General features: G+C 72.7%; 16 protein-coding genes. 9 read left to right on the forward strand and 7 right to left on the reverse strand.

What is annotated here, in order from left to right:
- Nucleotides 1–26: 26 nt before the first annotated feature.
- From AB0F56_RS23625 to AB0F56_RS23635, 3 genes are all read left to right on the forward strand, one after another.
- Nucleotides 27–398, forward strand: a complete 372-nt coding sequence (locus AB0F56_RS23625) for a DUF1801 domain-containing protein (RefSeq protein WP_362012996.1) — start codon at nucleotides 27–29, stop codon at nucleotides 396–398.
- An 89-nt stretch (nucleotides 399–487) separates the two neighbouring features.
- Nucleotides 488–1,657 (forward strand): acyl-CoA dehydrogenase family protein, encoded by a 1,170-nt coding sequence (locus AB0F56_RS23630; protein WP_362012997.1) that lies wholly within the window; start codon nucleotides 488–490, stop codon nucleotides 1,655–1,657.
- Complete coding sequence (locus AB0F56_RS23635) at nucleotides 1,657–2,130, forward strand: nitroreductase family deazaflavin-dependent oxidoreductase (RefSeq protein ID WP_362012999.1); 474 nt, start codon at nucleotides 1,657–1,659, stop codon at nucleotides 2,128–2,130. The genes AB0F56_RS23630 and AB0F56_RS23635 overlap by 1 nt, the downstream gene beginning before the upstream one ends.
- 156 nt (nucleotides 2,131–2,286) lie before the next feature.
- On the opposite strand, the gene AB0F56_RS23640 is transcribed toward AB0F56_RS23635, so the two are convergent.
- The gene (locus AB0F56_RS23640; protein ID WP_362013000.1) at nucleotides 2,287–2,934 is read right to left on the reverse strand and encodes a TetR family transcriptional regulator; all 648 of its coding nucleotides are present in this window, start codon (nucleotides 2,932–2,934) and stop codon (nucleotides 2,287–2,289) included.
- 294 nt (nucleotides 2,935–3,228) lie between these two features.
- Here AB0F56_RS23640 and AB0F56_RS23645 point away from each other — a divergent pair, with 294 nt between their 5' ends.
- Both AB0F56_RS23645 and AB0F56_RS23650 read left to right on the forward strand, forming a co-directional pair.
- Nucleotides 3,229–4,089 carry a VOC family protein gene (locus tag AB0F56_RS23645; RefSeq protein ID WP_362013002.1) on the forward strand — a complete coding sequence of 287 codons (861 nt, stop codon included), beginning with the start codon at nucleotides 3,229–3,231 and terminating at the stop codon, nucleotides 4,087–4,089.
- A gap of 103 nt (nucleotides 4,090–4,192) precedes the next feature.
- On the forward strand, nucleotides 4,193–6,568 hold the full coding sequence (locus tag AB0F56_RS23650) for a PQQ-binding-like beta-propeller repeat protein (RefSeq protein ID WP_362013003.1): 2,376 nt from the start codon (nucleotides 4,193–4,195) through the stop codon (nucleotides 6,566–6,568).
- Nucleotides 6,569–6,598: 30 nt separating this feature from the next.
- Here the strand turns inward: AB0F56_RS23650 and AB0F56_RS23655 are convergent, their stop codons facing one another.
- A complete protein-coding gene (locus AB0F56_RS23655) occupies nucleotides 6,599–7,282 on the reverse strand; it encodes a hypothetical protein (RefSeq protein ID WP_362013005.1) in 684 nt (227 codons plus the stop codon).
- A gap of 120 nt (nucleotides 7,283–7,402) precedes the next feature.
- Here AB0F56_RS23655 and AB0F56_RS23660 point away from each other — a divergent pair, with 120 nt between their 5' ends.
- Both AB0F56_RS23660 and AB0F56_RS23665 read left to right on the forward strand, forming a co-directional pair.
- On the forward strand, nucleotides 7,403–7,969 hold the full coding sequence (locus tag AB0F56_RS23660; RefSeq protein ID WP_362013007.1) for a hypothetical protein: 567 nt from the start codon (nucleotides 7,403–7,405) through the stop codon (nucleotides 7,967–7,969).
- Nucleotides 7,970–8,048: 79 nt separating this feature from the next.
- Nucleotides 8,049–8,546: a hypothetical protein gene (locus tag AB0F56_RS23665; RefSeq protein ID WP_362013008.1), complete on the forward strand. Its 498-nt coding sequence runs from the start codon at nucleotides 8,049–8,051 to the stop codon at nucleotides 8,544–8,546.
- 94 nt (nucleotides 8,547–8,640) lie between these two features.
- Here AB0F56_RS23665 and AB0F56_RS23670 read toward each other — a convergent pair whose 3' ends face one another.
- From AB0F56_RS23670 to AB0F56_RS23680, 3 genes are read right to left on the reverse strand one after another with little or no spacing between them, the layout of a single operon-like run.
- Nucleotides 8,641–9,417 carry an enoyl-CoA hydratase/isomerase family protein gene (locus AB0F56_RS23670; protein WP_362013009.1) on the reverse strand — a complete coding sequence of 259 codons (777 nt, stop codon included), beginning with the start codon at nucleotides 9,415–9,417 and terminating at the stop codon, nucleotides 8,641–8,643.
- Nucleotides 9,414–9,839: an OB-fold domain-containing protein gene (locus tag AB0F56_RS23675; RefSeq protein WP_362013010.1), complete on the reverse strand. Its 426-nt coding sequence runs from the start codon at nucleotides 9,837–9,839 to the stop codon at nucleotides 9,414–9,416. The genes AB0F56_RS23670 and AB0F56_RS23675 overlap by 4 nt, the downstream gene beginning before the upstream one ends.
- A 15-nt stretch (nucleotides 9,840–9,854) precedes the next feature.
- A complete protein-coding gene (locus AB0F56_RS23680) occupies nucleotides 9,855–10,997 on the reverse strand; it encodes a lipid-transfer protein (RefSeq protein ID WP_362013012.1) in 1,143 nt (380 codons plus the stop codon).
- Nucleotides 10,998–11,090: 93 nt separating this feature from the next.
- Between AB0F56_RS23680 and AB0F56_RS23685 the strand changes: the two genes are divergently transcribed.
- Both AB0F56_RS23685 and AB0F56_RS23690 read left to right on the forward strand, forming a co-directional pair.
- Nucleotides 11,091–12,632: a FadD3 family acyl-CoA ligase gene (locus AB0F56_RS23685; protein ID WP_362013014.1), complete on the forward strand. Its 1,542-nt coding sequence runs from the start codon at nucleotides 11,091–11,093 to the stop codon at nucleotides 12,630–12,632.
- Between the two features lie 243 nt (nucleotides 12,633–12,875).
- A complete protein-coding gene (locus AB0F56_RS23690; protein WP_362013015.1) occupies nucleotides 12,876–13,583 on the forward strand; it encodes a hypothetical protein in 708 nt (235 codons plus the stop codon).
- A 212-nt stretch (nucleotides 13,584–13,795) separates the two neighbouring features.
- On the opposite strand, the gene AB0F56_RS23695 is transcribed toward AB0F56_RS23690, so the two are convergent.
- Complete coding sequence (locus AB0F56_RS23695; protein WP_362013016.1) at nucleotides 13,796–14,008, reverse strand: hypothetical protein; 213 nt, start codon at nucleotides 14,006–14,008, stop codon at nucleotides 13,796–13,798.
- A gap of 217 nt (nucleotides 14,009–14,225) precedes the next feature.
- Entirely contained in the window at nucleotides 14,226–17,204 is a 2,979-nt protein-coding gene (locus AB0F56_RS23700; RefSeq protein ID WP_362013018.1) for a BTAD domain-containing putative transcriptional regulator, read from the reverse strand.
- Nucleotides 17,205–17,251 lie beyond the last annotated feature (47 nt).

The raw sequence follows: 17,251 nt of genomic DNA on the forward strand, positions 1-17,251 counted from the left end.
CGGTACATCAGATAGGGAGTTTCGGGATGGCGCGAAGCACGGCCGAAGACGTCGACACCTACCTCACCGAGGTCACGGACCCGGACCGCCTCACCGCACTCGTCCGGCTGCGCGAGCTCTGCCGCACCGAACTCCACGGCTTCGAGGAGGTCATGGCGTACGGCATGCCGACCTACCAACGGCCTGGCGGCGAGCCGGAGATCGCCTTCGCCTCACAGAAGCAGTACATCTCCTTCTACTTGATGCGACCGGACGTCCGGGAGGGCTTCGAGGAGCGGCTCGCCGACCAGGACATGGGCAAGGGGTGCCTGCGCTTCCGCCGCCCCGAGCGGGTGGACTTCACCCTCGTACGGGATCTGCTGCGGGCGACGGCGAAGGCGCCGGGGGAGGTCTGCTGAACCGGTGCTGGTTCCGGGTGCTCCCGGCTCTGGGTTTCTGGCCCCGTCCGCCCTAACATGACGGACCGTCAGATACGGAGGGGAGCTCCATGGACGCCGCCTTCACCGCGGAGCAGGACGAGATCCGCCGCACCCTGCGCGAACTGCTCGCCAAACGCTCCGGGCCCGCCGAGGTCCGCGCCGCCGTCGCCACCCCCGAGGGGTACGACACCGACCTGTGGAACCGGATGTCCGGCACCCTCGGACTGCCCGGGCTCGCCCTGCCCGAGGAGTACGGAGGGGTCGGCTGCGGCCCCGCCGAACTCGCCCTCGCCTGCGAGGAGACCGGCCGGGCCCTCGCCCCGTCCCCCCTCCTCGCCACCGCCCTCCTCGCCGCGCCCCTGATCCACGCCCTCGGCGCCGGGCCGCAGCGCGCCGACCTGCTGCCGCGCATCGCCGACGGCTCCCTGACCTGCGCACTCGCCGTCCCCGGCGGCTCGCTGGCCCTCGCCCTCGGCCTGACCGGCGACAACGGCTCCTGGGTCGCGGGCGGCGGGCGGGCCGGCGGCGTCCAGGCGCGGGCCGCCGCGGACGGCGGCTGGCAGCTGTACGGGGAGGCGACCCAGGTCCTCGACGGGCACAGCGCCGGGCTGCTCCTGGTCGCCGCCCACGCCGGTGGCTTCGCGCGCAGCCGGACCCTGCTCTTCCTCGTACGGGGGGAGGCCGCCGGACTCGTCCGCGCACGGCAGCCCGCCCTGGACGCGACCCGCTCCCAGGCCTCGATCCAACTGCGAGACGTGGACGCCGAGTTGCTCGGCGAGGAGCCGGTCGACGTGCTCGGGGCGCTCGCCGCGACCGGGCGGGCGGTGGCCGTGGCGCTCGCGGCCGAGGCCGTCGGCGCGGCGCAGGCGGCCCTGGACCGCACGGTCGAGTACGTCGGCTCCCGCGAACAGTTCGGGCGGCCCGTCGGCTCCTTCCAGGCGGTCAAGCACCGGGTCGCCGACCTGTATGTCCAGGTGGAGGCGGCCCGCTCGCTGACGTACGGCGCCGCCCGCGAACCGGGAACGGGTGCCCTCGCCCTCGCCGCGGCCCTGGAGGCGCTGCGGACGGTGGCCGGCGAGACGATCCAGCTGCACGGCGGCATCGGCTTCACCTGGGAGCACGAGGCGCATCTGTACTTCAAGCGGGCGACGGCGGACGAGCTGCTCTTCGGGCCCGCGCGGCGGCTGCGCGAGCGGGCCGCCCAGGTGACAGGACTCTTCGGAGAGGTGGCGGCCTGATGCCCCCCGTCGGCGTACGTCTGATGCAGAAGGTGTCGTCCACGAGGACGTTCGCGAAGGTCGCCCCGCACTTCATCCCCGCGATGGACCGGGCCGTGCACCGGCTGACGCGCGGCAAGGTGATGCTGAGCGCCCAGATGCTGCCCGGGCTGATCCTGACGGCGAAGGGCGCCAAGTCGGGGCAGCCGCGGGTCACGCCGCTCGCGTGCATGCCCGAGCCGGCCGGGACCTGGCTCCTGATCGGCTCCAACTTCGGCCGTGACGGGCATCCGGCGTGGACCGGGAACCTGCTGAAACACCCCGACGTGGAGGTGAGTTGGCGCGGCGAGACGATCCCGGTGCGGGCGGAGCTGCTCGCGGGGGAGGAGCGGGCCGCGGCCTGGCGGGCCGCGCTCGGGTTCTGGCCGCCGTACGCGACGTACCAGGCGCGGGTGGAGCGGGAGATCAGGCTCTTCCGGCTGACGAGGCGGTGACGGGCGGGGCGTACGGGCCCTGGAGAGTACCGGCCCTGGGCAGTACCGGCCCCGGACAGGGGAACGCCGGCGGCGGTCTCGTGGAGAGAGCCGCCGCCGGCGCGACAGGACGGACGAAGCGCGGGTGGAGCGTGTGTCCGGGGGCAGGGGCAGGGGCTACTTGGTCGGCTTCTTGCCCGTGATCCCCAGGTGCACCAACAGTGCCAGGTTCGGCTTCAGTTCGGCCTGCTTCACGCCCCAGGTCTGGAACCCCTTCTGGTGGCCGGCCACCGAGGCCAGCATCGCCACCAGGGAGCCCGCCATCGCCGCGGGGCTGACGTCCTTGTCGACCTTCCCCTTGGCCTGGAGGTCCTTCACCGCGTCCGTAAGGGAGTTGGTGACGGAGTTCAGGATCTTCATGCGGATCTTGTAGAACCGCTTGTCGCCCTCGGCGGCACCGAGGTCCACGACCCGCAGGATCGCGTCGTGCCGGCGCCAGAAGTCCAGGAAGCCCTCGACCAGTTCCTCGGAGGTCTGCCAGCCGGCCTTGCCGACCCAGGAGCGGCCGGAGACCAGCTCGGTCAACGCGGCGCCCTCCTTGGCCATTTCCTCGGCGATCTCGAGGACGGCACCCTCGACGTCGGGGAAGTACTGGTAGAACGTCGCGGGGGAAGTGCCCGCCTTCCGGGCCACGTCGATGACCTTGACGTCCCGGTACGGCGAGGAGCTGAGCATCTCGCTGAGGCAGTCGAGCAGCTTCTGCCGCGTCGCCTGACCGCGTCGTCCGGCCACGCGGCCGTCGACGGTGCGTACTTGTCCTGTCATGCCGTCAGCTTACCGAGGGGTGATCGGCGCGCGATTCGGCCGACTGCAAATGGGGTGCACCCCCTCCGGGGCGGCACCCGGGTGGCCCCAGGGGCCCTGGAGGCGGGCGGCGGGCGGGCGGCGGGGGCACCGGCGGGGCCCGGCCCAGCGACGCCCACTCGAATAGGCTTATTAACAGCCTGTGGACAACTTCGGTGGACAACTCTGTGGAGGCCGGGGCGGCCGCCTCCCTATATGGCGGTATGTTCGATTATGGGGCGTGCGGGGAGGGGTGCCGCGACCTAGCGTGGAGCCATGGCGGTATTCACAGAGGGCACCCCCTGCTGGGTGGAGGCGCAGCTCCCCGACCTGGAGGCGGGGAAGCGGTTCTACGGCGAGCTCTTCGGCTGGACCTTCGACCCCGACCGCGACGAGGCCCTCAGCGACGGCAAGCGCGTCGCCGGGCTCGTACCGAAGAGCGACGGCCGGATGCCCACCACCTGGACCGTCTACCTCGCCACATCCAACGCCGGCACTCTCGCCGCCCGGATCAAGGCCGCCGGCGGCCGGATGATCATGGATCCGTACCCCGTGGGCCCCTTCGGCGTCCTCGCACTCGCCGCCGACCCCGGCGGAGCCGTCTTCGGACTGCGCCAGGCGGGCGACGACGACGGCTTCGAGAAGACGATGCTCCCCGGCTCCTTCTGCTGGATGGAGGTCTATACGAGGGAACGCGACGCGGTCGACACCTTCTACGCCTCCGTCTTCGGCTACCTCGGCCGCCAGGTGGAACCGGGCGAGGAGGGCAGGGAGAGCGACTTCGACTACCGCGTCTGGTCTCCGCCCGGCTCGCGCGCCGGTGACGACACGTCCTTCGGCGGCCGGGCCGTCCTCACCGACGCCTTCCCGGCCGCGATGCCGGGCCACGTCCTCGTCTACTTCGCCGTCGCCGACTGCGACGCGACCTGCGCGACCGCCGTGGCCCAGGGCGGCCGCATCACGAACCCCCCCTTCGACACCCCCCACGGCCGCATCGCCGTCCTCCACGACAACCAGGGCGCCCGCTTCGCGATCCTCGCCGAACCGAAGGACGAGGGCGCCGTGCCGGACGCCTCCGCCTCCCAACCGGTCGAACCCGCCGAAAAGCCCCCCGCCCCCTCCGGCGAAATGAACTAAGACACCCCGATCCGCCCCCGGGTTCGCAACCGTCGCCCCGGACAGGAAGAATCAGGGCCACGGGGCCGTACCCTCATGGCCCGTACGGGGAGGTGGCAGGCAAGTGGAGCAGCTGACGCAGCACGACCCGAGACGGATCGGGCCCTTCGAGGTGCTGGGCCGGCTCGGTGCAGGTGGCATGGGGCTTGTCTATCTCGCGCGCTCGGCCTCCGGGCGGCGGGTGGCGATCAAGACCGTGCGGACCGAGCTCGCCGAGGACCAGCTGTTCCGTGTCCGTTTCACCCGTGAGGTCGAGGCCGCCCGGGCCGTCTCCGGTTTCTACACGGCCGCCGTCGTCGACGCCGACCCGCGCGCCGCCGTGCCGTGGCTGGCCACCGCGTACGTTCCCGCGCCCTCCCTCGAAGAGATAGTGAACGAGTGCGGGCCGCTGCCGGCCCAGGCCGTCCGCTGGCTGGCCGCCGGGGTCGCCGAGGCCCTGCAGTCCATCCACGGCGCGGGCCTGGTCCACCGCGACCTGAAGCCGTCGAACGTCCTCGTCGTCGAGGACGGCCCCCGGGTGATCGACTTCGGTATCGCCTCCGGGGTCTCCAACACCCGGCTGACCATGACCAACGTCGCCGTCGGCACGCCCGCGTACATGTCGCCCGAGCAGGCCCGCGACTCGCGCAGCGTCACCGGCGCGAGCGATGTCTTCTCGCTCGGGTCCATGCTCGTCTTCGCCGCCACCGGGCACGCTCCGTACCACGGCGCCAACCCCGTCGAGACCGTCTTCATGCTGCTCAGGGAGGGGCCGGACCTGGAGGGGCTGCCGGACGAGCTGCGGCCGCTCATCGACTCCTGTATGCAGATGGACGTCTCGCGGCGTCCCACCCCGGCCGATCTGCAGGCCCAGCTCGCGCCCCATCTGTTCGGACCCGGCAGCGACGACAGCGGTACGGCTTCGGCCTGGCTGCCGCGGTCCGCCGTCGAGATGATCGAGCGGCGCCGCGGCGGCCGGACCACCGTCCCGCCGCCCCCGGCCAGCCCGCCCACCCCGCCCCGCCCGCCCCGGCAGCCGCCGGAGTGGAGCGGCGACGGGCGCGGTGGCCAGGGCGGCGGCGGCCGGCACGCGGGGGCTCCCGCCGAGGTCGGCGGTCCCGTACGCCTCGCGGGCGCCGGCGTGCAGATCGGCCCCGGCCTCCGGGTCGCCGACACCCGCGCCGCGCTCGGCCCGGTCGTCGACGCGAGCACCGCCACCGGCTGGGTCCGCCCGCCGGGTGGCACGTACCCCCACGAGCCGAGCCCCCAGCCCGACACCCGGCTGCCCGTACCCCCGCCGACGCAGGAGCCCGAGCCCGCGCACTGGCGGCCCTGGCGCTTCCGCATGTCCAACGACGTCTGGGGCACCCCGGTCGTCGCCGGCGACCTGCTCTACGTCACCTCCTTCGAGGTGCACGCCCTCGACGTGGCCAGCGGCCGCCGCCAGTTCAAGACGCGGGACGTCGCCTGGTCGATGGCCGTGGCCCAGGGCCGTATCCACGCATCCGACGGGCCCACGCTCTACGCCCTCGACGCCACCGACGGCAGCGAGCGCTGGCGGCTCCAGACCGACGCCTGGGTGTACTCGCTCAAGGTCGACCGGGGCACGGTCGTCACCGGCACGCGCGGCGGCGGGGTCCAGGGCTGGGAGGCCTCCAACGGGGCCAAGCTGTGGGAGATCACCGGCGCGCAGACCGACTTCGAGACCCCGGAGGCGGGGCCCGCCGTGCACGGCGACACCGTGTACGTGTGGCGGGACGCCCGACTTCAGGCGCTCGACGCCCGTACGGGTGCGGAGCGCTGGTCGTACCCGGTCGGCGACGCCGCCTCCTGCGGCAACGTGCCGGTGCGGGTGGCTCCGGCGGAGGACGGCTGCGTGTACGTCGCGGCCGGCACGCGCGTGCTGTCGATCGACATCGCGGGCGGGCACGTCCGCTGGCACTTCGAGGCGCCCGCGGTCTTCCTCTCCCCGCCCGCCTTCGCGCCCGGGCCCGCCGTCACGGGCGGCGGGGTCTACCTCGCCGACTACCTCGGCACGGTGTACGCGCTGGATGCCACCACCGGCCAGGACCGGTGGCGTATCGCGACCGAGTCCCGGCAGTCGGGCGAGCCGGTGCTCGTCGTCAACGGGAACGTGCACGTCGGCAGCGGCAGCGCGCTGTACACGCTCGACGCGGTCACGGGCACGCCGAAGTGGCGGTTCGCGGCGGGCGGCGAGCTGATCGGTACGCCGGTGGTGGCCGACGGCCGGGTGCACTTCGGTTCGGCGGACCACGTCCTGTACACGCTGGACGCGGCGGGCGGCCAGCTGCGCTGGAAGCTGGCGACCGGTGGCGAGATCACCGGCTCGCCGGTGGCGCGGGCCGGGGTCGTGTACGCGTGCAGCAAGGACCGGTGCGTGTACGCGCTGGACGCGGTGAAGGGCACGGCCACGGGACGGGGCGCGGCGCCGAGGGCGTGACGCGGGGGGCCTGAGCGCTTACGAAAGGCCCTACCCGCGGTCGTTCCGGCCAGGGTCCGGGGCCTGGCCCTGGTTCCAGTCCTGCCCCTGGTGCCAGTCCTGGACCTGGGTCCGGTCCCGGTCGGGCGCCTGTGCCGGGGGCCAGTCCTGTGCCTGCGTCCGGTCCCGGTCCGGGTCCCAGGTCGGGACGTCCATCGTCCGGGTCGGCTCGCCGCCGCCCGGCGCCCCGCCGTCGTCCAGCGTGGGGTACATGGGGCGCATCGGGTACGTCGGCTCCGGCTCGATGGGCACGGTGTGCGCGCGGGTGCGGCCCGACATGACGAGGGCGCCGAGGAGCAGCAGGAGCCCGCCTCCGAAGGCGTACGCGAGGCCGTCGCCGAGTCCCGTACCGTCGCCGCCGACCGTCAGGCTGCCCTCGGCCTGGCCGACGCGGACCATCCACAGGATGGTGAAGCCGAGGACGACGAGGCCTGCGAAGGCCACGAGCAGCCGGGAGCGCAGCACCACGCCGAGCAGGGTGACGAGGGCCGCGAAGGCGAACGGGAGCAGGATCGAGCCGATCACCTCGGCCTTGGCGTCGGTGATGCCGCCGAACAGGTCCTCGATGCGGTAGTCGCTGCCGTGACGGCCGTCGTACCAGGCACGGAAGGGGCTCCAGACGGCGGCCGTCGCTCCGGCGAGGGCCAGGACCGAGCCGATGACGTTGCGGACCATCGATCGGCCTCCTTACCGGTCCGGCTCTCGGTCTTGACGCTACGCCGGGTACGGGGGGCACGCCACGCGGCGCCGGCGAGCCACCCACTAGGGTGGCGCGGACACGACAGGAGGAGCGGAATGGCAACGGGGAAGGCGCGTCGCAGGGGGCTCAGGCTCGCGGCGACGCTCACAGTGGTGGTGCTCGCGCTGACGGGGTTCCAGACGAGCAAGAGCGGCGGCAGCAGCGGGGGCAAGAGCAAGGGCAAGAGCTCCGGAGGGGGCTGCTCCAGCTCGAAGAAGAAGAACAACGACTACGACTACGACGACAACAACGACCTCGGAAGTTCGAGCGGCGGCAGCGACTACACGACCGCCCCCACGCCGAGCGTCACCTCCTCCCCGTCCTCCACGGTGGACGTGGTGGTCGTCGACTGTGTGAAGCCCGCGCAGAAGAAGCGGAAGGGCAAGCCGGCCCGTAAGGCGGACACGACGGCGACTCTGAAGATCACCTCGCGCGAGGCGTTCACGGAGACGTTCAAGGTCGAGGTCGACTTCGAGGGCTCCGGCGGGGTGGACGTCGACGACGCGTCGAAGCTGGTGACGGTCGAGCCGGGGGAGACGAAGACCTTCGAGGTCTCGATGGGGTCGCCGAAGACGGTCGACCGGGTCAAGAAGTGTGCGATCGCAGGTGTCCGGATCCAGTAGGGTGACGTGCGCTCGTCAAGAACGGGCCCGTATCCATTCGCACATTCGCGTTCTGCGCACACTCAACGGGGGTTGAAGCGTGAAGCTTCGTCATGTCCGTGCCATCGCCGTCTTCGGTATCGCCCTGGTCGCGCTCACCGGCGCCCGCGGCTCCCACGGCGGCAGCTGCGGCGGCGGTAGCAGCAGCTCCAGCAGCAACAGCTCGAGCAGCGGCGGTTCCGACAGCGGCTCCAGCTCCACCAGCGGTGGTGTGACCACCGGCGGCGTCGGCGGCTCGTCGAGGGACAAGGCCAAGCGCGACGTCCGCATCGACGAGTGCAAGGTCAGCGCCGACGGCAAGAACCTGGTCGCCAAGGTGACGATCACCAACAGCGACTCCTCGGCGTACCTCTACGACGTCTCCCTGCAGTTCAAGGGCGACCCGAGCGCCCCCGTCGCGATGGCGAAGGCCGACGACGTGCGCGTCGAGGCCGGTGGCTCGAAGTCGGCGGAGGCGACGACTCCGTACACCGGCACCGGCAACGGCTCCGAGTACACCGAGTGCGTGGTCGTCGACGCCGACCGCATCATCGGCTGACCTGACCCGCCGGACACTCCCTAGGTCGTGTCCGGAAAGTCTGGCCTGGCTCGCGACGCCCTCCGGGCGGACGACCATACTTTCCGGACACTCCCTAGCGCAGGCGGAAGCCGCCGGCCCTCCGGACGAACAGCTCCGACTGCCGCACCGGCGGCAGGTTCCCGAGCGTGACCAGGTGCGGTGCGTGGGCGAGGGCCTGGGCGCGGGCGGCCTCCTTGGCCGACCAGAGCGCCCGGACCGTGCCCTGCACCGCCTCGGTCGGGTGGGACGCGACGACGGCGGCGGCGCGGCGGGCGGCGGCCAGTGCGCCGCCGTCCTCCGTCAGCTCGGAGACGAGGCCCGTCTCGTACGCGCGGCGGGCCGAGATCCGTTCGGCGCTGCCCATGAGCGCCATCCGGGCGATCTCCCCGTACGGCATCTTCTGGGCCATGTGGATGGTCTCGAAGGCGCTGACCATCCCGTAGGTGGTGTGCGGGTCGAAGAAGGTGGCGCCCTCGCCGGCGACGAGGAACTCGGCCTCGCCGAGGAGGTAGAACGCGCCGCCGCAGGCCATGCCCTCCACGGCGGCGACGACCGGTTTCCACAGGTCGTTGGCCTTGGGACCGATCGCGATCAGCGGATCGTCGATCGTGTACGGGGACGAGGGCTGCGGGACGCCCGTGGCGGCCGCCCGGTCGATGCCGGTGCAGAAGGCCCGCTGTCCGGCGCCGGTGACGACGGCCGCGCGTACGGTGTCGTCGTAGCGGAACTCCCGCCAGATCTCGCCCAGTCGGCGCGCCATGTCCAGGGTGAGGGCGTTGTGCTTGTCGGCCCGGTCGAGGGTGACGACCGCGACGCCGGTCTCCTTGTCGCGTTCGACGGTGACGGTCATCCGCGCTCCAGGAGCCAGCGCGGCACGGCCATGCCGTCGATCTCGGTGAACGCCACCTTCACGCCCGCCCCGATCCGCAGCCGTGCCGGGTCGACGGAGTCGAGGGCCGCGTCCGGGGTGGCGACGACGTTGCCGACGAGCCGGATGCGGGGCGCCTCGACGAGTTCGACGACGACGGCGTTGTACGGGGCCTGGGAGGCGTAGTCGGGCAGCAGGGGCGGATGGGGCAGGACGTACGACCAGATGCGGCCGCGTCCGGACATCAGCCGCCACTCGGCGGCGAAGGACTGGCAGTGCGGGCAGCAGGGCCGGGGCGGGAAGCGCAGTTCGCCGCAGTCGGCGCAGCCCTGGATCCGCAGCTCGCCACGGGCGGCGTACTCCCAGAACGGCGCCCCGTCCTCGTCCACGACAGGCGTCAGCATGGTGGATTCAACTCCTCAGGCTCGCAGCAGGATGGCCGATGTGGGGACGCCCTCGCCGGCGGTGACCAGGCAGGTCGAGGCGTCGGGGACCTGGGCGGTGGAGCTGCCCCGGAGCTGCTTCACGCCCTCGTTGATGAGGTTGAAGCCGTGGACGTACGCCTCGGAGAGGCCGCCGCCGCCGGTGTTGACGGGCAGCCGGCCGCCGATCTCCAGGGCGCCGCCCTCGGTGAACGCGGCGCCCTCGCCGCGCTCGCAGAAGCCGTAGCCCTCCAGGGAGAGCGGGATGAGCGGGGTGAACGCGTCGTAGATCTGGGCGACGTCGACGTCCTGGGGGCCGAAGTCGGCCTGCTTCCACAGGTGTCGGGCGGCGGTCCAGGCGGGTCCGGTGAGCGGGTCGTCGTTCCAGTAGTTGACCATGCCGTGGTGCTGGGCGGGCAGGCCCTGGGCGGCGGAGTGGACGTACACGGGCTTCTGCCGGCAGTCGCGGGCCCGCTCGGCGCTGACGATCACGCAGGCCAACGCCCCGTCGGTCTCCAGGCAGTTGTCGAAGAGGCAGAGGGGCTCGCTGATCCAGCGGGCGGTCATGTACATCTCGCGGGTCAGCGGGCGTTCGTACATGATCGCGGCCGGGTTCTGGTTGGCGCGGTTGCGGCAGGCGAGGGCGACGTTGAAGAGGTGGTCGCGGGTCGCGCCGTACTCGTGCATGTAGCGGCGGGCGAGCATGCCGATCTCGTCGGTGGGGCGCAGCAGCCCGAAGGGGCGGGTCCACTGGCCGGGCGTGGGCAGCTGGACGGCGGTGTTCTTCCAGGGCCGGGGCCCGCTGCCGCGCTTGCGCGAGCGCCAGGCGACGCCGACGCTGGCCTGCCCGGTGGCGACGGCGGCGGCGAGGTGGCCCACGGTCGCGCAGGAGCCGCCTCCGCCGTACCCGATCTTGGAGAAGAAGGTGACGTCTCCGGCGCCGATGGCCTTGGCGACCTCGACCTCGTCGGTCTCCTCCATCGTGTACGAGGCGAAGCCGTCGACCTCGGAGGGGGCGATCCCGGCGTCGTCGAGGGCGGCGAGGATCGCCCGGCAGGCGAGGGTCTTCTCCGACTCCGGGAGCTGTTTGGCGAACGGTGTCTGTCCGATGCCGACGATGGCTGTGCGGTCCTTGAGCACACGACCCCCTCGATCGTCCTCACTGCTGACAGCGCGTCAGGCTACAGCTAATCTGACGGATAGTCAGCTACGGGTGCGGCGGGAGGGGCGGTTATGCGCGGTGACCTGGAGTGGGGCTCCATAGCGGGCCTGGTGCGCGCGGCGGCCGAACGGTACGGGACGGCGGAGGCGGTCGTCGAGGGCCGCAACCGCGTCTCGTACGAGGAGTTGGGCGCGCGGGTCGAACGGGCGGCGGCGGCCTGCATGGCGGCGGGCGTGGAGCGGGGCGACCGGGTCGCGATCTGGGCGCCGAACACCCTGGACTGGATCGTCTCGGCGCTCGGCGCGGTCACGGCGGGCGCGGTGCTCGTCCCGCTCAACACCCGCTTCAAGGGCACGGAGGCGGCGTACGTCCTCTCGCGGTCCCGGGCGAAGCTGCTCTTCATCACCGGTACGTTCCTGGGCACCTCGTACGTCGCGTCCCTGCGCCGCTCGGAGGTCGAACTCCCGGACCTGGAACGGGTGGTGGTGCTCGGCGAGACCGCCCCGGACGACTACGTGACGTGGAAGTCCTTCCTGGCGGAGGGCGACGGGGTGAGCGGGGCGGAGGTCCGGGCACGGGCGGACTCCTTCGACTCCTCGGCCCCCTCGGACATCATCTACACCTCGGGGACGACGGGCGCGCCGAAGGGCGCGGTGATCACGCACGCCCAGACCCTGCGCTGCTACGCGATCTGGTCGGAGCTCGCGGGCCTGCGCGAGGGCGACCGCTATCTGATCGTGAACCCGTTCTTCCACACCTTCGGCTACAAGGCCGGGATCATCGCGTGCCTGATGCGGGGCGCGGTGATGATCCCGCAGCCGGTCTTCAACGTGGACACGGTCCTCGCCAACATCGCGGCGGAGCGGATCTCGGTGCTGCCGGGCCCGCCGACCCTGCACCAGTCGATCCTGGACCACCCGTCCCGTACCTCCCACGATCTCTCGGCCCTCCGCCTGGTGGTGACGGGCGCGGCGGTGGTGCCGCTGCGGCTGGTGGAGCGGCTGCGGGGCGAGCTGGGGGTGGGGACGGTCCTGACGGCGTACGGACTGTCCGAGGCGAGCGGGATCGTGACGATGTGCCGCCGGGGGGACGCGCCCGAGGTCGTCGCGACGACCTCGGGCCGGCCGATCCCGGACACGGAGGTCCGGCTCTCGCCGGCGGGCGAGGTCCTGGTGCGCGGGCACAACGTGATGAGCGGCTACTTCGAGGACGAGGCGGAGACGGCCCGCGCGATCGACGCGGACGGCTGGCTGCACACGGGCGACGTGGGCGTCCTGGACGAGGCGGGGAACCTGCGGATCACGGACCGGATCAAGGACATGTTCATCGTGGGCGGCTTCAACGCCTACCCGGCGGAGATCGAGCAACTCCTGGGCCTGCACCCGGACATCGCCGACGTCGCGGTCATCGGCGTCCCGGACGCCCGGCTCGGCGAGGTCGGCAAGGCCTTCGCGGTCCGGCGGGCGGGGGCGACGGTGACGGCGGACGACCTGATCGCGTGGGCGCGGCGGGAGATGGCGAACTACAAGGTTCCGAGGGCGGTGGAGTTCGTGGGGGAGCTGCCGAGGAACGCGAGCGGGAAGGTGGTGAAGGGGGTGCTGCGGGGGCGTTAGGGAGGGGGTGGGGGACGCTGCAACCAACACCGGTCGGGTACACGTCATACGGGCCAAGCGCCGGCCGAACGAGTACGACGAGTACGCGAGCACGCGCCGCACCGAGCACCGCACGCACGGGGCCCAGCGAGTACGACGCGTACGCCCCGCAGGAGCACCGCCCCTGAGCACCGCCCGCACGAGCACTGCCCTGAGCACCGCATCCCCGTCCCCAGCGTCACACGGCTTCACAGCCTTCACCCCTTGGAGCAGCAGGTGTCGTCGCCCGAGTTCCCTCTCACGCTCTCCCCGCAGCAGGCCGCCACTGGCGTGATCATCACCGTCCAGCTGCCGACCGGCCCCACGAACGTCTCCATCCCGCCGTGCCGCGACGGCGACCTGGTCCCGGCGCAGGCCGCCGACGGCTCGGTCGTCCTTCTGCGCATCCGGGTCAACCTCTTCGCCGGCAGCGCGCAGGCGGCGCCGCCGCGCAAGTCCGGGATCCTCGGCTGCCTGGCGCCGCTCGTCGTGGTCGGGGTGATCGCGTTCCTGATCTTCTCGAACAGCGACAGCGACAGCACGGACAACGCGGGCGGCAGCGGCTCGACGACCGCGCCCTCGCCGAGCTTCTCGTCCGAGAACCCGCTCGACCCGACGACCGCGCCGACCCCGGACCCCACCCAGACGACCGAGCCGGCCCCGGACCCGTACACGAAGGGCACCTGCCTCAACGGCGAGCTCCCGAACTCCGAGACCGCGCAGAGCGTCTCGGGCGTGGAGGAGGTCGCGTGCTCGGCGTCGGACGCGCACTACAAGGTGATCCAGACGTTCCCGCTGACCTCGGACCTGAACCGCTGCAACAGCAACCCGAAGACCGAGTACGCCTTTTCCCACCGCTACACGATCAACGGCGCGACGATCAACGAGTACGTCTACTGCCTGGTGGGCCTCGGCTCGTACGCGCGGAACTGACCGCGATCAGGGCGGGAACACGCCGGAGGGGCCGGGCGATTGCCCGGCCCCTCCGTCTTGCGTGTCCGGTCGCGGTGCGCGGTGCTCAGTCCGCCGAGGTCCCCCCGGCTCCGGTGGACGTCCCCCGAGCTCCTGCGTTCCTGGCTTCCGGACAGTGGGGACCCCGGCGGCTCCCCCGATGGCGCCGCCGCGGTCGCTTCCCGAGAGAAGGCTCAGACCTGCTTGGGCTTGAACGGCTCGGAGGTGGCGTGCTGGTCCAGGGTGGTGATGCCGCCGCCGGTGGCGTGCTGGTCGAGCGTGGTGACCTTGTCGGCGCCGCCCCCGGTGGCGTGCTGGTCCATGCTCGTGATCGCAGCCTCCTCCGTGCCGGTGGCGTGCTGGTCCTGGGGCTTCAGGACGGGCTCGGTCTTCTTCGGCTCGGTCATGATGGGTCCTCCGTTGTTCTGAGCGGTGGAGTCGGATCGGCAGGCCCGTCCGGCCGCTCCCCCGCGGACTGCCGGACGGGCCTCTCAGGGCCGCTCACCCTAGTGCGTCGGAGCGACGGCCTTACCAGCGACCCGTCTGCCCCCCGACGCGACGGATCGATGAGTCAGAGCATGCCGTTCGGCGATAAACGTTCGATGAACGCGCAGTCCGGGACTCCTACGCGGCGGCCGAAGGGGTGAGGAGCGCCCTGATGGCGGCCGCCTCCGGCGACCCGAGGGTCTCGTGGATCGTGAGCGCCTCGCGCCAGCACGCCTGCGCCCGGCCGCTCTGCCCGATGTGGTCGAGCGCCTGGCCGAGCACGGCGAGGACGTTTCCGCGCCGCCACTCGCCACCGATCCCGCTGAGCACCACGAGCGCCTGCTCCGCCAGGGTCGCCGCCTGCGCGTGCCGGCGGGCGGCCAGTTCGAGCTCCGCGAGCCGGAAGAGCGTCATGCCCTCCCACAGCCGCTGGCGGCTGTCCCGGAAGACCGCGAGGGCCTCGTGGAGGGCCTCCGCCCCCGCCGTGTGCCGCCCGCTCTCGGTCAGGGCCATGCCGAGCGCGTACCGCCCGTTCGCCCCGCGGAGCGAGTGCCCCATGGAGTCGTATATGGCGATGCCCTGTTCGGCCAGGGAGACCGCGCTGGCCACCCGGCCCATCGCCAGGTGGATCCGCGAGAGGTTGCACAGGGCGCTGGCCTCGCCGGGGTTGTTCCCGTCCGCGCGGAACCCCTCGATGGCCGTGGTCAGATACCGCTCGCCGTCGGTCTGGCGGGTCTGGTAGACGGCGATGATGCCGCGCGCGTTGGCCGCCCACGGCAGCGTCAGGGCGTCCGAGGTCTTCGTCGCGAGCCGGGCGGCGTGCGCGGCGTCGCGGTCGGCCTCGTCGAAACGGCCGGTGTGGGTACGGACGTTGGTGAGGCTCATGTACGCGCGGCCCTCGGCGTACTCGTCGCTGAACTGGCGCGCGGCGTCGCGCAGGGCCGCCGCCGCGGACTCGTACTGCTTGGAGTTGGCGCCGGACTCGCCCAGGTCGATGCCCGCCCACAGCAGGTCCACCGCCCGCCGCAGCGTCCCCGCCGTCCCCGCCGACTGCCGGACGCACGCCAGCAGGCAGTTCGCCTCGCGGTACAGCCAGTCCTGGGCGTCGTGGCGGTCCGTGAAGACCAGGCCCTCGTACTCCGTGGGCTCCAGGTGGTCGACCAGACGGTCCCCCGGGCGCTCGATCGCGTACACCCGGGCCGCCGTCGACAGGTAGAAGTCGAGGAGGCGCGACAGGGCCTTCTCGCGTTCCGTCGGCGGCTCTTCGTCCCGTTCCGCGCATGCACGCGCGTAGAGGCGTACGAGGTCGTGGTACCGGTACCGGCCGGGTGCGGCGGACTCCAGGAGGGAGGTGTCGACCAGGGCCTCCAGGAGGTCCTCCGTCGTGTGCAGCTCCAGGTCGAGGACGGCCGCGGCCGCCGCCAGGGAGATGTCCGGGCCGTCCGCGAGACCCAGGAGGCGGAAGGCGCGGGCCTGGGCCGGCTCCAGCTGGCCGTAGCCGAGCTCGAAGGTGGCCTTCACCGCGAGGTCGCCCGCCTGGAGCTCGTCCAGGCGGCGCCGCTCGTCGGCGAGCTTGGCCGCCAGGACCGCCACCGTCCACGTGCGGCGGGCCGCCAGGCGCGAGGCGGCGATACGGATCGCCAGCGGAAGGAAGCCGCAGGCGGCGACCACGTCCAGGGCCGCCTCGCGCTCCGTCGAGACGCGCTCCTCGCCGACGATCCGGGTGAAGAGCTGGAGCGCCTCCTCCGGGGACATCACGTCCAGGTCCACCAGGTGCGCCCCTGCCAGGTCCACCATCCGGATCCGGCTGGTCACCAGGGCCGCGCAGCCCGCCGTGCCCGGAAGCAACGGGCGGACCTGGGCCGCGTCCCGGGCGTTGTCGAGCAGCACCAGGACCCGGCGGCCGTCGAGCGTGGAGCGGTAGAGGGCCGCCCGCTCCTCCAGCGAGTCGGGGATGGCCGAGTCCGGCGTCCCGAGGGCCCGCAGGAACGCGCCCAGGACCGTCTCGGGCGCCGCCCAGCGGGAGCCCGCGCCCTGGAGGTCCACGTACAGCTGGCCGTCGGGGAAGTGCGGGCGGGCCTCGTGCGCCACGTGCACCGCGAGCGTCGTCTTGCCGACGCCGCCGATGCCCGCGAGCGCCGATACGGCCATCACGGACCCCTCGGCGGTCGCCAGTTGGTCGCCCAGCTCCCGTACGAAGGAGGTGCGGCCGGTGAAGTCGGGGACGGTCGCCGGGAGTTGCGCGGGGCGGGCCACGGTCGGCGCGGGCGCGGACTCCTCGACCGGGCGGGCCAGTTCGGCGTCCGCGCGCAGGATCCGCTGCTGGAGGCGGGAGAGCTCCGGGTTCGGGTCGACGCCCAGCTCGTCGGCGAGGAGCCGGCGGGTGTCCGCGTACACGGCGAGCGCCTCGGCCTGCCGGCCGCTGCGGTAGAGCGCCAGCATGAGGAGCTCGCGCAGCCGCTCCCGCAGCGGGTGCGCCGCCGTGAGCGCGGTCAGCTCGGAGACGGCCTCCGCGTGCGCGCCCGCCTCCAGGTCCAGGTCGAGCCGGGTCTCCAGGAGCTGGAGCCGCCACTCCTCCAGGCGGGTCCGCTGCGTCTCGGCGTACGGCCCCGGTACGGAGGCCAGCGCCTCGCCGTCCCAGAGCCCGAGGGCCTTGTTGAGCCGTGACCGGGCCGCGGCGCGGTCACCGGCCACGCGCAGCTTCTCCGCCTCGGCGGCCAGGTCCTGCGCGACGTTCAGGTCGAGGGCCCCGGAGTGGGCGGTGCGGATGGCGTAGCCGCCCGACTCGGAGGTCAGCACCCCGGGGTTCAGGATCTTGCGCAGCCGCGAGGCGTACGTCCGTACCGCCGCCAGGGCCTGCGAGGGCGGCTCGTCGCCCCAGATGCCGTCGATCAGCTCGCCGGCCGTGGCCGTCCGCCCGTCGCGCAGCAGGAGCGCGGCGAGCAGGGCGCGCTGCTGGGGCGAGCCGGAGGGCAGGGCCTCGCCGTCCCGCCAGGCACGCACCGGGCCGAGCACACCGAAGCGCAGGTCCTGACCGACATCGTCGTGACCGACGACGCCGGGACCTGTCGACGGAGCGCGCTGCTCCGGAACTCGCGGGCCGTTCGCACGGTCCATAGCTCCCCCTGCCCGTACCGCTGGTTTCGCCCAAGACAGTCTGCCTT

It is taken from the genome of Streptomyces sp. NPDC026092, assembly GCF_040638605.1.
Classification (GTDB): Bacteria; Actinomycetota; Actinomycetes; order Streptomycetales; family Streptomycetaceae; genus Streptomyces.

Excerpts from the sequence above, each read along its gene's own strand:
- AB0F56_RS23625 (WP_362012996.1), top strand. The coding sequence starts at position 27 with ATGGCGCGAAGCACGGCCGAAGACGTCGACACCTACCTCACCGAGGTC.
- AB0F56_RS23630 (WP_362012997.1), top strand. The coding sequence starts at position 488 with ATGGACGCCGCCTTCACCGCGGAGCAGGACGAGATCCGCCGCACCCTG.
- AB0F56_RS23635 (WP_362012999.1), top strand. The coding sequence starts at position 1,657 with ATGCCCCCCGTCGGCGTACGTCTGATGCAGAAGGTGTCGTCCACGAGG.
- AB0F56_RS23695 (WP_362013016.1), bottom strand. The coding sequence starts at position 14,008 with ATGACCGAGCCGAAGAAGACCGAGCCCGTCCTGAAGCCCCAGGACCAG.
- AB0F56_RS23655 (WP_362013005.1), bottom strand. The coding sequence starts at position 7,282 with ATGGTCCGCAACGTCATCGGCTCGGTCCTGGCCCTCGCCGGAGCGACG.
- AB0F56_RS23640 (WP_362013000.1), bottom strand. The coding sequence starts at position 2,934 with ATGACAGGACAAGTACGCACCGTCGACGGCCGCGTGGCCGGACGACGC.
- AB0F56_RS23675 (WP_362013010.1), bottom strand. The coding sequence starts at position 9,839 with ATGCTGACGCCTGTCGTGGACGAGGACGGGGCGCCGTTCTGGGAGTAC.
- AB0F56_RS23685 (WP_362013014.1), top strand. The coding sequence starts at position 11,091 with ATGCGCGGTGACCTGGAGTGGGGCTCCATAGCGGGCCTGGTGCGCGCG.
- AB0F56_RS23645 (WP_362013002.1), top strand. The coding sequence starts at position 3,229 with ATGGCGGTATTCACAGAGGGCACCCCCTGCTGGGTGGAGGCGCAGCTC.
- AB0F56_RS23670 (WP_362013009.1), bottom strand. The coding sequence starts at position 9,417 with ATGACCGTCACCGTCGAACGCGACAAGGAGACCGGCGTCGCGGTCGTC.
- AB0F56_RS23660 (WP_362013007.1), top strand. The coding sequence starts at position 7,403 with ATGGCAACGGGGAAGGCGCGTCGCAGGGGGCTCAGGCTCGCGGCGACG.
- AB0F56_RS23700 (WP_362013018.1), bottom strand. The coding sequence starts at position 17,204 with ATGGACCGTGCGAACGGCCCGCGAGTTCCGGAGCAGCGCGCTCCGTCG.